This is a genomic window from Mumia sp. Pv4-285 (assembly GCF_041320275.1).
GTDB classification, from domain to species: Bacteria; Actinomycetota; Actinomycetes; order Propionibacteriales; family Nocardioidaceae; genus Mumia; species Mumia qirimensis.
Map to the genome: position 1 here is coordinate 2,305,856 of NZ_CP162023.1, position 12,176 is coordinate 2,318,031.

15 protein-coding genes are annotated in these 12,176 nt (G+C 68.6%); 11 read left to right on the forward strand and 4 right to left on the reverse strand.

Annotated elements, in window-relative coordinates:
* The first annotated feature begins 33 nt into the window (after nt 1-33).
* The 4 genes from AB3M34_RS11150 (at nt 34) to AB3M34_RS11165 (ending at nt 3,026) form a co-directional block, all read left to right on the forward strand.
* Nucleotides 34-1,218 (forward strand): MFS transporter, encoded by a 1,185-nt coding sequence (locus tag AB3M34_RS11150; RefSeq protein WP_370619880.1) that lies wholly within the window; start codon nt 34-36, stop codon nt 1,216-1,218.
* A 50-nt stretch (nt 1,219-1,268) separates the two neighbouring features.
* On the forward strand, nt 1,269-2,093 hold the full coding sequence (locus AB3M34_RS11155) for an aldo/keto reductase (protein ID WP_370619882.1): 825 nt from the start codon (nt 1,269-1,271) through the stop codon (nt 2,091-2,093).
* An 83-nt stretch (nt 2,094-2,176) separates the two neighbouring features.
* Nucleotides 2,177-2,572 carry a tautomerase family protein gene (locus AB3M34_RS11160; protein ID WP_370619884.1) on the forward strand — a complete coding sequence of 132 codons (396 nt, stop codon included), beginning with the start codon at nt 2,177-2,179 and terminating at the stop codon, nt 2,570-2,572.
* Between the two features lie 28 nt (nt 2,573-2,600).
* A complete protein-coding gene (locus tag AB3M34_RS11165; RefSeq protein WP_370619885.1) occupies nt 2,601-3,026 on the forward strand; it encodes a VOC family protein in 426 nt (141 codons plus the stop codon).
* Here the strand turns inward: AB3M34_RS11165 and AB3M34_RS11170 are convergent.
* The 3 genes from AB3M34_RS11170 to AB3M34_RS11180 are packed head-to-tail and all read right to left on the reverse strand — an operon-like array spanning nt 3,014 to nt 4,427.
* Entirely contained in the window at nt 3,014-3,577 is a 564-nt protein-coding gene (locus AB3M34_RS11170; protein ID WP_370619886.1) for a dihydrofolate reductase family protein, read from the reverse strand. The genes AB3M34_RS11165 and AB3M34_RS11170 overlap by 13 nt on opposite strands.
* On the reverse strand, nt 3,574-4,068 hold the full coding sequence (locus tag AB3M34_RS11175; protein WP_370619888.1) for an SRPBCC family protein: 495 nt from the start codon (nt 4,066-4,068) through the stop codon (nt 3,574-3,576). The genes AB3M34_RS11170 and AB3M34_RS11175 overlap by 4 nt, the downstream gene beginning before the upstream one ends.
* Complete coding sequence (locus AB3M34_RS11180; RefSeq protein ID WP_370619890.1) at nt 4,068-4,427, reverse strand: ArsR/SmtB family transcription factor; 360 nt, start codon at nt 4,425-4,427, stop codon at nt 4,068-4,070. Before AB3M34_RS11180 ends, AB3M34_RS11175 begins: the two co-directional genes overlap by 1 nt.
* Before the next feature lie 206 nt (nt 4,428-4,633).
* Here AB3M34_RS11180 and bsh point away from each other — a divergent pair, with 206 nt between their 5' ends.
* The 7 genes from bsh to AB3M34_RS11215 all read left to right on the forward strand — a co-directional run bounded on the left by bsh (nt 4,634) and on the right by AB3M34_RS11215 (nt 11,523).
* Complete coding sequence (gene bsh, locus AB3M34_RS11185) at nt 4,634-5,596, forward strand: choloylglycine hydrolase (protein ID WP_370619892.1); 963 nt, start codon at nt 4,634-4,636, stop codon at nt 5,594-5,596.
* Nucleotides 5,597-5,821: 225 nt separating this feature from the next.
* Nucleotides 5,822-6,730: an alpha/beta hydrolase gene (locus AB3M34_RS11190; protein WP_370619894.1), complete on the forward strand. Its 909-nt coding sequence runs from the start codon at nt 5,822-5,824 to the stop codon at nt 6,728-6,730.
* Nucleotides 6,731-6,769: 39 nt separating this feature from the next.
* On the forward strand, nt 6,770-7,540 hold the full coding sequence (locus AB3M34_RS11195; protein WP_370619896.1) for a DinB family protein: 771 nt from the start codon (nt 6,770-6,772) through the stop codon (nt 7,538-7,540).
* 39 nt (nt 7,541-7,579) lie between these two features.
* Nucleotides 7,580-8,155 (forward strand): TOPRIM nucleotidyl transferase/hydrolase domain-containing protein, encoded by a 576-nt coding sequence (locus tag AB3M34_RS11200; protein WP_370619898.1) that lies wholly within the window; start codon nt 7,580-7,582, stop codon nt 8,153-8,155.
* A 124-nt stretch (nt 8,156-8,279) separates the two neighbouring features.
* On the forward strand, nt 8,280-9,755 hold the full coding sequence (locus AB3M34_RS11205) for a Fic family protein (RefSeq protein ID WP_370619900.1): 1,476 nt from the start codon (nt 8,280-8,282) through the stop codon (nt 9,753-9,755).
* Nucleotides 9,756-9,871: 116 nt separating this feature from the next.
* Entirely contained in the window at nt 9,872-10,279 is a 408-nt protein-coding gene (locus AB3M34_RS11210) for a YciI family protein (RefSeq protein WP_370619901.1), read from the forward strand.
* 101 nt (nt 10,280-10,380) lie between these two features.
* Entirely contained in the window at nt 10,381-11,523 is a 1,143-nt protein-coding gene (locus AB3M34_RS11215) for an RNA polymerase sigma factor (RefSeq protein ID WP_370619994.1), read from the forward strand.
* On the opposite strand, the gene AB3M34_RS11220 is transcribed toward AB3M34_RS11215, so the two are convergent.
* The gene (locus AB3M34_RS11220; protein ID WP_370619903.1) at nt 11,509-12,174 is read right to left on the reverse strand and encodes an SDR family oxidoreductase; all 666 of its coding nucleotides are present in this window, start codon (nt 12,172-12,174) and stop codon (nt 11,509-11,511) included. The genes AB3M34_RS11215 and AB3M34_RS11220 overlap by 15 nt on opposite strands.
* Nucleotides 12,175-12,176: the final 2 nt, after the last annotated feature.

Genomic DNA, 12,176 nt, shown 5'->3' on the forward strand with positions numbered 1-12,176 from the left:
ACCAGCACCACCGACCAGCGAGGATCCATCTTCATGCCAGCAGGACTCATCGCGCTCGCCCTGGGCGGCTTCGGCATCGGGCTCACCGAATTCGTCATCATGGGACTGTTGCCCGAGGTGGCGGGGGAGTACGGGGTCAGCGAGGCGGCCGCAGGGTGGCTGATCACGGGCTACGCACTGGGCGTCGTCGTCGGTGCCCTGGTGCTCACTGCCGCGACGACCAGGCTGCCGCGCAAGCGCGTGCTCCTCGGTCTTCTCGTCCTGTTCGTCGTCGGCAACCTGATCTCGGCGGTTGCTCCGTCGTACGAGGTGCTGCTGGCGGGCCGCATCGTCGCGGCGCTGTGCCACGGGGCGTTCTTCGGCATCGGTGCTGTCGTCGCGGCGAGCTTCGTGCCCGAGGCGAAGAAGGCGGGGGCGGTCGCGATCATGTTCACGGGTCTCACGGCAGCGAACGTCTTCGGTGTCCCGTTCGGGACGTTCCTGGGCCAGCAGCTCGGTTGGCGATCGACGTTCTGGGCGATCACGGTGATCGGCGTGATCGCGTTCGCCGGCGTGCTGACGCTGGTGCCCGACGACAGGCGAGTGCACGTGCCGTCACGACTCCGGGACGAGGTGCACGCATTCCAGAGCTCCCAGGTCTGGCTCTCCCTGGTCGTCACGGTGCTCGGGTTCGGCGGGATGTTCGGCGCCTTCACCTACATCGCGTACACGCTCACCGAGGTCTCCGGCTTCGACTCCACCGCAGTACCGTGGTTGCTGGTGCTCTTCGGACTCGGACTTCTCGTCGGGAACTACGTCGGTGGGCGGTTCGCCGACCGCGCTCTCGACACGACCCTGCTCGTCATCCTGGCGGGACTCGTGGTGGTCCTGCTCGCCTTCGCCCTCAGTGCCGGCAACCGTCCGGCGACGGCGCTCAGCGTGTTCCTGATGGGCGGCTTCGGGTTCGCCACGGTCCCCGGTCTGCAGACCAGGATCATGCGGTACGCATCGCAGGCGCCGTCGCTCGCGTCGGGAGCCAACATCGCCGCCTTCAACCTCGGCAACGCGCTCGGCGCCTGGATCGGCGGCGTCACGATCACCGCCGGGCTCGGCTACACGTCTCCGATCTGGGCCGGCGCGGCGATCACCTCGCTCGCACTGGTCGTGATGGTCGCCGCCGCGCGCTCTGCACGGCGGAGTGCCCAGGCCGAGGCAGAACCCGCCCTGCTCGGCGCCTGAGGCCAGCTCGTACGAACGCTCGCACCATCGAGAACAACGGAAGGAACCACATGTCGTACCCCACCGTCACGCTGAACGACGGCGTCACCATGCCTCAGATCGGGTTCGGTGTCTTCCAGGTGCCCGAGGACGAGACCACCGCAGCGGTCACTGCGGCGCTCGAAGCCGGCTACCGCAGCATCGACACGGCGGCCGTCTACCGCAACGAGCGAGGCGTCGGCAGGGCGCTCGCACAGTCCGGCATCCCACGTGACGAGCTCTTCGTCACGACGAAGCTGTGGAACACGGACCAGGGGAGCGCCAGCGCTCGTCCCGCGCTCGTGGCGAGCCTGGCGAGGCTCGGGCTCGACCACGTCGACCTCTACCTGATCCACTGGCCTGCACCCGGCCGCGGGCTCTTCGCCGAGACCTGGACGGCCTTCGAGGAGCTGCGCGCGTCGGGACTGACGCGCTCGATCGGGGTCTCGAACTTCCTGCCCGAGCACTTGGAGGAGATCATCGCGCTCGGTGGCTCCGTGCCGGTCGTCAACCAGATCGAGGTTCACCCTGAGCTGCAGCAGCGCGACATCCAGGCTGCCGACCAGTTGCACGGGATCGTGACGGAGGCATGGAGCCCGCTGGCACAGGCAGGCGTCCTCGGCGACCCGGTCGTCACGGAGATCGCCGAGGCCCACGGACGGACCCCGGCACAGGTCGTCCTGCGGTGGCACCTCGAGCAGGGCCGCGTGGTGATCCCCAAGTCGGTCACACCGTCGCGGATCTCCGAGAACCTCGCGATCACCGACTTCTCGCTCACACCGGACGAGGTCGCGCGCATCGACGGCCTGGAGCGCGGGGGCCGTACGGGGCCGAACCCGGCGACCTTCAACGGCTGAGCACGGCTCAGCCCGGCCTGGGCGGGTCGGTTCACGAGATAATCGGTCGTCCAGGCGCGGTGCGGCGTGGTGCAATGCGGCACATGCCAGCCACTCACATCGAGGTTCGACGCGAGTACACCGCGGCCGAGGAGACGGCGATCATCGACGCCGTCCAGCGCGCGCTCGAGACCGCTTTCCTCATCCCGCCGCAAGACCGGTCGGTACGCCTGACCGTCCATGCGCCCCACCGCTTCGCAAGCTCGCCGGCTCGTACGAGTCCCGAGCTCTCCACGCTCGTGTCGATCGACTGCTTCGCGGGCAGGTCGCTGGACGCGAAGAGGAGGCTCTACACCGAGATCGTCGAACGGTTGGAGGCGCTGGGGATCCCTCGTGACCATGTGACGATCCTGCTGAGGGAGACCGCCGCAGAGAACTGGGGGATCCGAGGAGGGCAGGCAGCCTGCGACGTGGACCTCGGGTTCGAGGTGCGGGTCTGACGCCTGGCAACCGTGGTAGAACGATCGGATGCCGGAGTTCCCCCAGCTGATGCACACGGCGATCGACGCGAACGACGCGCGCGGGCTCGCCGAGTTCTACCGGGCGCTGCTCGGCCTGAGCTATCGACCGGGTGACGAGCCGCCGACCGACGAGTCCGAGGACGACGACGGCTGGCTCGTGCTCGTCGACGCCGACGGCACCCGCAGGATCGCTGTGCAGCGCGTCGACTCGGAGCTTCCTCGGACGACCTGGCCGAGTCACGAGGTCCCGATGCAGATGCACATCGACTTCGCGGTCGGCTCGGTCGAGGAGCTCGAGCGTCAGAAGGACCGCGCCGTTGCTCTCGGTGCCGCGTTCATAGGGCCGCACGGTGAGCCGGATGTGGGCTACGCGCTTGCGGATCCTGCTGGCCACCCGTTCTGCCTCTGTGTGACAGCAGGTCACCGTCCCTGAGGGCGGTACGAGAGGCGTACGACACCGTTGGCGAACCGGCGTTCATCGATGAGCTCGAGGTCGACGCGCGCGTCGATCGGCAAGGCCGGCTTTCCCCGACCGACGACAGTCGGCCAGACGTACAGCTGGCACTCGTCGACCAGTCCGGCCTTCAATGCCTGAGCCGCGAGGTTCGCGCCGCCTACGGTGATGTCGCTGCTGGCGGCGGCCTGGAGCTCGCGCACGGCGTCGGGGTCGAAATGGCGTTGGATCCGGGTGTTGGCGGTCGACGCAGCGGTCAGCGTCGTGGAGTAGACGACCTTGCTCGCTGCCTGCCACGCGGTCGCGAAGTCGGCCAGGAGGTCGGACTGCGCCGCGAGGGTGGCGTCGGCCTCCCACACGGCCATGCTCTCGTAGAGGCGTCGCCCGTAGAGGAACGTGCCCGCGGACTGCAGGAGCTCTGTGTGGGCCTCGAACAGCTCGGCGTCCCTCGGGCCGAAGTCGAAGTCGCCGTGCTCGTCCTCGATGTAGCCGTCCGCACTCATGTTGGTCGCGTAGATCAGCTTGGTCATGCCACGACACCGTCCCGGTCGGCCGTGATCTGGGCGCTGGCCAGCGCGGCGTCGAGCTTGGTGAACGCCTCGAGCCAGCCCTGCTCGGTGGGGTCCGCCAGCTGCGGCGCGAGCCACTGGCGGATCTCGAGTCGCGTGCGTCCCTCGCCCTCGTCGTGGAACTCGAACCGGAATCTTGTGGCGAACGGCTCGATGCCCTCCTGCAGCCGGCCGGATACGTGCATGACGCCCTCGAGCAGCTCGCCGTCTGTGACGGCTGTGAGGTCGACGTCGATATGCACGCGAAGGTCTGGCGCGTCGGCAGAGATCTCCGTCCACCGCTGGTGTCCGCCCGGACGCACGTCGAAGTCGATCTCCTCGCTCGGCAGCGAGTTGCCCGTCGGGCCCCACCACTGCGCCAGGTGATCTGGATCGGTGAAGGCTCGGTAGACGAGCTGACGGGGTGCGTCGAACGTGCGCGAGATCGCAAGGTGTCGAGTTTCGGTCTCCATCAGAGCTCCTGGTTGTCGGGGACGTCGGGGTCGTTGGCCTGAACCGCGGCAAGGTGGGCATCGAGGCGGGTGAGCGAGGAGTCCCAGAAGCGTCGGTAGCGATCGATCCAGTCGGCCGCTTCACGCAGCGGGGCTGCCTCGAGGCGGCTCCCGCGCCACTTGCCCGAGCGTGTCCGCGAGATGAGTGCGGCGTGCTCGAGCACCTTGAGGTGTCGCGACACCGCCGGCATCGAGATGGAGAGGGGAGCGGTGAGGTCGGTGACGGTGGCGTCGTGCTCGGCCAGCTCGACGAGGATCGCCCGACGGGTCGGGTCTGCGAGCGCTGAGAAGACGACGCTCAGCTGATCGGTGCCTGCCATACGAGATCTCCCTGTCATTTAACCAACGTGTTAAATGAAACGGGACTCACGCCCAGCTGTCAAGGGGTTCATGGGGGAGTGGCTCCAAGCCTGGCCACCAGCAAGGCGTCGCGCCCTTCCGCGCTGCGCGCGTGGCGCGCCGATGACGGCGCCTCGGGCGATGATCGGAGAGCGGATCTCTTCCGTCCACAGCAGGGGGTATCGACGTGTGCACAGGCATCAGGTTCTCGGACGGCGGCAGCAGTCTCTATCTCGCACGCAATCTCGACTGGACGAGCGGTTACGGGGAGCGGGTGGTGCTGACGCCCACCGGGTACGCCACGCGTTCGCCGTTCGGTGCGGTGCCGAGCATCCGGCACGCCGTCATCGGCATGGGCATCGTGGAGGACGACACGCCGCTCTACTTCGACTGCGGCAACGACGCAGGCCTGGCTGTTGCGGGCCTCAACTTTCCGGGATACGCGAGCTATGCAGACGGCCCAGCCGAGGGCGCGACGAACGTCGCCGCGTTCGAGTTCCCCCTCTGGGTGGCTTCCCAGTTCGCCACCGTCGACGAGGTCGAGGTCGCACTCGGTGACGTCGTCATCGTCGACAAGCCGATCAACGAGAAGTATCCAAGCTCGATGCTGCACTGGATCATCGGTGACGCCTCGCGCGCGATCGTGGTGGAGAGCACGAGCGACGGCCTGCAGGTCTTCGACGACGACGTCGACGTCCTGACGAACCAGCCCGGATTCGCATGGCACCACGAGAATCTGCGCAACTACCTCAACGTGTCGCCCGACTTTCCCAGGGAGACGACCCTCAGGCGGGCGCATCTCGTCCCGTTCGGCTCGGGGTCACACATGCGCGGGGTCCCCGGTGACTACTACTCGCCGTCCCGGTTCGTGCGCGCGGCCTACGTCAACGCGCACTATCCGGACAAGAGGAGCGAGGAGGAGAACGTCAGCCGCGCGTTCCACACCCTGCAGCAGGTCGCGATGGTGGACGGCTGCGCTGCCATGGACTCGGGCGAGTTCGAGAAGACCATCTACACCGGTCTCTTCTCCTCAGCGACGACGACCTACTACTGGAACACGTACGACGACCCGGCGATCCACAGTGCCGCGATGGCCGACCACCAGCCAGGGGGAGAGAAGCTCATCGTGGTCCAGCGCAGCCACTACTAGAGCGTGACGGGCTCAGAATGACATAATGTCGCTTATCGGCGCATGGAACGGCTCTCCGTCATCGATGAGTCGGCCGATGATGACTTCGCGTTGTTCTCGCGCCCAGTCAGGAGCGACGTACGGCCATCTCTGGGCACCGGAAACGTAGGTCACCATCGGCGAGACGCCCCACCCTCCGTCGAAACGGCGGCCACGACTGCCTTGGGTGTCGCTATCGTTGCGGCGGTGAAGTTGAGCCTCGCCGAGTTGATCGATCCACGCCTTCTTCCGCTCGTCGAGCCGTCGCAGACCTTCTACGAGAACCGTGCGGCAGGCAGGGGCCCGCGAGATCTGGAAGAGCTCCACGCCGCCCGAGCCCGCTTGCCAGCGCCCGCACCCTCAAAACCAGCGGCAGTCCAAGAAGTCGTCGAGGTTCATGGCCGCAGCGTCCCCCTGAGGATCCACATGCCACTGCGTGAGCAGGCAACGGGCGTCGTCCTGGAGATCCACGGTGGTGGCTTCTACATGGGCTCGGCCGCACGCAGCGACATCCGCAATCGGCAGCTTGCGGACGCTCAAGGTGTCGCGATCGTCAGCGTTGACTACCGCCTCGCTCCTGAGCAGCCGTGGCCAGCAGCACCCGATGACTGTGAAACGGCAGCACTGTGGCTTGTCGAGCATGTCGCTGATCGTTTCGGCACGACCAAGCTCGGCATCATGGGCTTCTCCGCCGGCGCCACGTTGGCCATGGGCACGCTTCTCCGGCTGCGGGATCGCGGGATTCGCGCCATCGACACCGCCGTGCTGCAGTTCGGAACGTACGACTTGAGCGCCCAGACACCAGCAGGACGCCTGATCGGCGACGAGTACTTCCTCGAGGCCTACGCCGGGGACGCTGCCGATCGGAGCCACCCCGATCTCTCACCGATCTATGCGGATCTCGAAGGTCTGCCGCCGGTCCTGATGATGGTCGGGGAGGCCGACATCTTGCTGCAGGACAATCTCGCCATGACTGCATGTCTGTCAGCGGCGGGCGTCGACGTCGACCTCCGCGTCTACCCTGACGCGCCTCACGGCTTCACCGGGCACCCGACGCCGATGGCGCTGGCAGCCCTCGAGGACATCGAGAGCTGGTTCAAGGAACACCTGCGGTGACGGGTGGCATATCCGGGGACCGTGCGCGAGACTGCGTCGATGGCTGCCGAGTACGCCCAGACAGATCAGTTCCGTGGTGCCCGCATCCACCTCTGCGAGCTCGCTGGGCTCGAGGTTCGTGACTGCGAGGTCAGCGGCCTGAAGATCGTCGACTGCTACGGGAGCGACGTCTACCTCGGAGGCGAGTTCGGGCGTGTCGTCGTCAACGACGTCGACGTGACCGCGTACGTGCAGGCAGAGCTGGACCGGCAGCATCCGGCACGCGTCCTGGCGCGTGATGCTGCGTCGCCGGACGACTACCGGGCGGCTTGGGATGCCGTGGAGACGCTGTGGGACGCGACGCTCGTCCGCGCCCGGCGGTTGCCCGAGGCCACGCTCCAGGAACGGGTCGACGGCGAGTGGTCGTTCGTCGAGACCCAACGGCACCTGCTCTTCGCCAGCGATGCCTGGCTCAGCAACGCCGTCCTCGAGGAAGCAGCGGCGTACCACCCGTTGGGTGTCCCCGCCGGCGGAACGCCGCCCGACGAGAGCACGAAGCTCGGCCTCACCCTGGAAGCCAGCCCGACGCTCGACGAGGTCCTCGCGCCGCGACGCGCCCGCATGGCCACGATGCGGCAGGTCGTCGACGGGCTCACCGAGGCCGACCTCGATCGGGTGTGCCGCCGCAAGCCGGCGGAGTTCTATCCTGCTCGGGACTACGTCGTGCGCCACTGCCTCAAGGTGGTGCTGGAGGAAGAGGCCGAGCACCACCGCTACGCGGTGCGCGACCTCGACGCGCTCGACGCCGACACCTCCCGCCCGTCGCGTTAAACCGTTGACCAGCACGGTCCCTGAGCCTTCAATGGCGACGTGAGCACACCGCGCGCCATCGTCCTGGTCGAGGGCAACAGCGACCGGGCGGCTCTCCACACGCTGGCGGGCCGGCTCGGCCGTGACCTCGCCACCGAGCGCGTCGAAGTCGTGTCGATGGGCGGGATCACCAACACGCGCGCGTTCGCGTCCCACTTCGGTCCGCGCGGCCTCGGCCTTCCGCTGACGGGGCTGTACGACGCGGCCGACGAACCCAAGCTCCGGCGCGGACTCGTGGCTGCCGGTCTCGACGCGTCCGCGGAGCGGGACGGACTGCACGGCCTGGGCTTCTTCGCGTGCTCGATGGACCTCGAGGACGAGCTGATCCGGGCGCTCGGCGTCGAAGGCGTCGAGTCGGTCATCGCCGCGGAAGGCGAAGCACGCTCCTTGCGTCTCCTGGCCGGGATGCCCGCACAGCGTGGCTGGCCGCGCGTCGCGGTCCTTCGTCGCTTCCTGGGCTCCAAGGCCGGCCGCAAGGCACGGTACGCTGCGCTCCTCGTCGACGCGTTGGGGCCAGAACGTGCCCCCCAGCCGCTGATGCACGCACTCGCTCGCACGGGCGGCGACCATTCTTGAAACCCAGGAAATTTCGCGGCCGAGGGTTTTCGCGATCGACTCTCGCCCCTGGAATACATTTTTTCTCGCGAATCTGCGCTAGAGTGCGAACAAAGCGGCATTCCAGCGGAGAGCAGGCGCGAACGTGACAGCCGAGTTTCCCCCGGTCGTCTTCACGGCCGACGGTGACAAGGACCGGATCTCGCGCGCCCACAAGGCAGGGCGCCTGACCCAGCTGGGCACCGGGGTCTACTCCCCCGACGTTCACCGCTCCCCCGAGCAGATCGTCCGCGAGCACCTGTGGACGATCGTCGCAAGGCGCTTCCCCGGTGCGGTGATCGGCGACAGGTCCGCCCGTACGAACGGGTTGCCCTCCGAGGGGTTCCTGTTCGTCATCCACCCGCGCCGTACGGACCTGAGGTTGGCGGGCGTCACCGTGGTCCCCCGGCAGGGTCCGTCGGCGATGCCCGGAGACTTCTCCCTGCCTGGCGGCCTGTGGCTCGCCGGTCCGGCTCGCGGCCTTCTCGACAACCTCGTCCCGACCAGGCCGGCGAGCGGCCGTCCGGCGCGCACCCTCACGCGGACCGAGGTCGAGCTCTGGATCGACGAGATCCTCTCCGGTCGCGGCGAGGACGCGCTCAACGCGATCCGCGACCACGCCCGCGGTCTGGCACCGTTCCTCGGACGTCAGCAGGAGCTCGACCTCCTCGACAAGCTCGTCGGCGCATCGATGAACACCCACCCGACCGGCATCCTCCAGACTCCGCAGCTCATCGCGCACTCCCAGGGTCGGCCGTACGACCGGCGCCGGACCGACGCGTTCGCCCGGCTCGCCGACTACCTCGACGGGCGGGCGCCTGACAGCGTGCCCGCGCTCCCGGTCGACGCTCCGAGGCGCACCCTGCTTCCCTTCTACGAGGCCTACTTCTCCAACTACATCGAGGGCACCGAGTTCACCCTCGAGGAGGCGGCAGCGATCGTCTTCGACGACGTCGTTCCGGCGCAGCGCCCCGAGGATGCCCACGACGTCCTGGGGACGTACGAGCTCACGTCGTCGGACGAGGTCATGCGGGATCGGCCGACGAGCGCCGACGAGCTCGTCGAGGTCCTGCGCCGGCGGCACGCGATCCTGATGGCCGGCCGGCCGGCGATGTCGCCGGGCACGTTCAAGACTCAGGCGAACCGCGCCGGCGAGACCTACTTCGTCGCTCCCGAGCTCGTCGAAGGCACCCTGAAGCAGGCGTTCGACATCGGTGCCGGCCTGATCAGCCCCTTCGCACGAGCGGTCTACATGATGTTCGTGGTCAGTGAGGTCCACCCCTTCGCCGACGGCAACGGCCGCATCGCCCGCATCATGATGAACGCCGAGCTCGCGAGCGCGGGCGAGGTCCGCATCGTCGTGCCGACCGTCTACCGGCTGAACTACCTGTCTGCCCTTCGCGGTGCGACCCACAACGAGAACTACCCCGGTCTGCTGGCCGCGCTCGCCTTCGCCCGTCGTTGGACGGCGCGCGTCGACTTCACCGACCGCGAGCGCGCGGAGGCCGACCTCGTACGGACGAACGCCCTGCGCGACGCCCACACCGCGGAGGAGGCGGGAGTCCGCCTGACGCTGCCGTGACCACAGCCCGAGAAGATTCTCGGAGAGAGTCCGGCAATGATGTCGAGAACGGCCCACGGGCTCCGTCCCAGGGGCAGACGCGGCCACCGTGGCCGCACCGCAGCAAGGAGACCACCATGGCGAAGTACCTGCTTCTCAAGCACTACCGAGGCGCTCCCGAGGCCGTCAACTCGGTCCCCATGGACCAGTGGACCCCGAAGGAGGTCGACGACCACATGCAGTACATGGCGCACTTCGCTGCCCGGCTCGAGGGCACGGGCGAGTACGTGGACGGCCAGGCCCTCTCGCCCGAGGGCACGTTCGTCCGCTACGACGGAGAGGGCCGACCGCCGGTCACCGACGGGCCGTTCGCCGAGACGAAGGACCTCATCGCCGGCTGGATGGTCATCGACGTCGACTCGTACGACCGTGCGGTCGAGCTCGCCGGCGAGCTTTCGGCAGCACCGGGTGCGGGCGGCAAGCCGGTCCACGAGTGGCTCGAGGTGCGCCCGCTCCTGACGGAGCTTCCGACGGTCTCGGAGTGACCGGAGCGGCCAGGTCGGGGCAGGCAATGGACGCTGAGCCGATGGACGCTGAGCCGATGGACGCTGAGCCGATGGACGCTGAGCCGATGGACGCTGAGCCGATGGACGACGTGATGCTGAGGGAGCTGACGCCGTCGGTGATCGGCGTCCTCCTGCACCGCGGAGTCGACTTCGCGACAGCCGAGGACGCCGTGCAGGAGGCGCTCGTCCAGGCCACGCTGACCTGGCCGGACCAGCCACCCGCCGACCCGAAGGGTTGGCTGGTCACGGTCGCCTGGCGAAAGTTCCTCGACGGCTACAGGTCCGAGGCCTCGCGCCGCGACCGAGAGCAGCGCGTGGGAGTCGAGCCGCCACCCGGCGAGGCCGAGGCCGCGGACGACACGTTGCAGCTCTACTTCCTGTGTGCCCATCCGTCACTCTCCCCGACCTCGGCCGTGGCGCTCACGCTTCGCGCCGTCGGTGGCTTGACCACCCGGCAGATCGCCCAGGCGTACCTCGTCCCGGAGCCGACGATGGCGCAGCGGATCAGCCGGGCGAAACGGACGATCTGCGACGTGAAGCTCGGCGCGCCGGGCGACCTGGCGACGGTGCAGCGGGTGCTCTATCTCGTCTTCAACGAGGGCTACACCGGCGAGGTCGACCTGGCCGCCGAAGCGATCCGGCTGACCCGGCAGCTGGTGTCGATGACCGACGACACCGAGACGGCAGGGCTGCTGGCGCTGATGCTGCTGCACCATGCGCGCCGCCCGGCGCGGACCCGGGCCGACGGCACCCTGGTCCCCCTGGCGGAGCAGGACCGCTCGCTCTGGGACACCACCCTCATCGCTGAGGGCGTCGTCGTCCTTCAGGCGGCGCTGGGGCGCGACCGCCTGGGCGAGTTCCAGGCGCAGGCCGCGGTCGCCGCGCTGCACGCCGACGCGGCGCGCGCCGACGAGACCGACTGGGTGCAGATCGTGGGCTGGTACGACGAGCTGCTCCGGTTCACCGAAAGCCCGGTCGTACGGCTCAACCGGGCCGTTGCCGTGGGCGAGGCTGACGGCGCTGCGGCCGGGCTGGCGGCACTGGCCACCGTGGATCCCGGCACGCCTCGGCACACCGCCGCCTCCGCGTACCTCCACGAGAAGGCGGGCGATCTCCCGACCGCGGCGCGGCTGTACGCCGAGGCCGCCCGCGTGGCCCCGAACCTCGCCGAACGCCACCACCTCACTCGCCAAGCGGCCCGGATCGGCTCAGAACTGCGCTGAGAACGCCCCGTCGGCGTGCAGCAGCTGACCCGACACCCACCGGCCGTCCGGCGACACGAGGAACGAGACGAAGGCGGCGATGTCCTTCGGCGTGCCGAGACGACCGAGGGGGTGGTGCTGGGCGAGCGAGTCACGAAGTCCGTCGTCCATCCATCCCGTGTCGATCGGTCCAGGGTTGACGACGTTGGCCGAGATGCCTCGCGGACCCAGCTCACGCGCGGCGGAGATGACGATGCGGTCGAGCGCACCCTTCGAGGCGCCGTACGGAAGGTTCCCGGTGGTGTGGTCGCTCGTCATCGCGACGACCGCTCCACCATCGGCGGGGACCTGCCGGGCGAAGGCGGCGATCAGCAGCAACGACGCTCGGGCATTGACCGCGACGTGCGCGTCGAAGCTCTCCGCCGTGGTGTCGAGGCTCCCGGACTCGACGTCGTGAGCATGGCTCAGGACGAGCGCACCGATCGGCCCGTGCTCCCGGCTCACGGTCTCGACCAGTGACGTGGGTGCCGTCGGAGTCGAGAGGTCGCACGGGTAGTCCCCGCTCTCGAGGTCGCTCGTGACGACGACCCAGCCGTCGGCAGCGAGTCGGGGCGCGATCCCCGCGGCGATGCTGTTGGCACGGGCGGCACCGGTGACGAGGGCGAGCGACATCC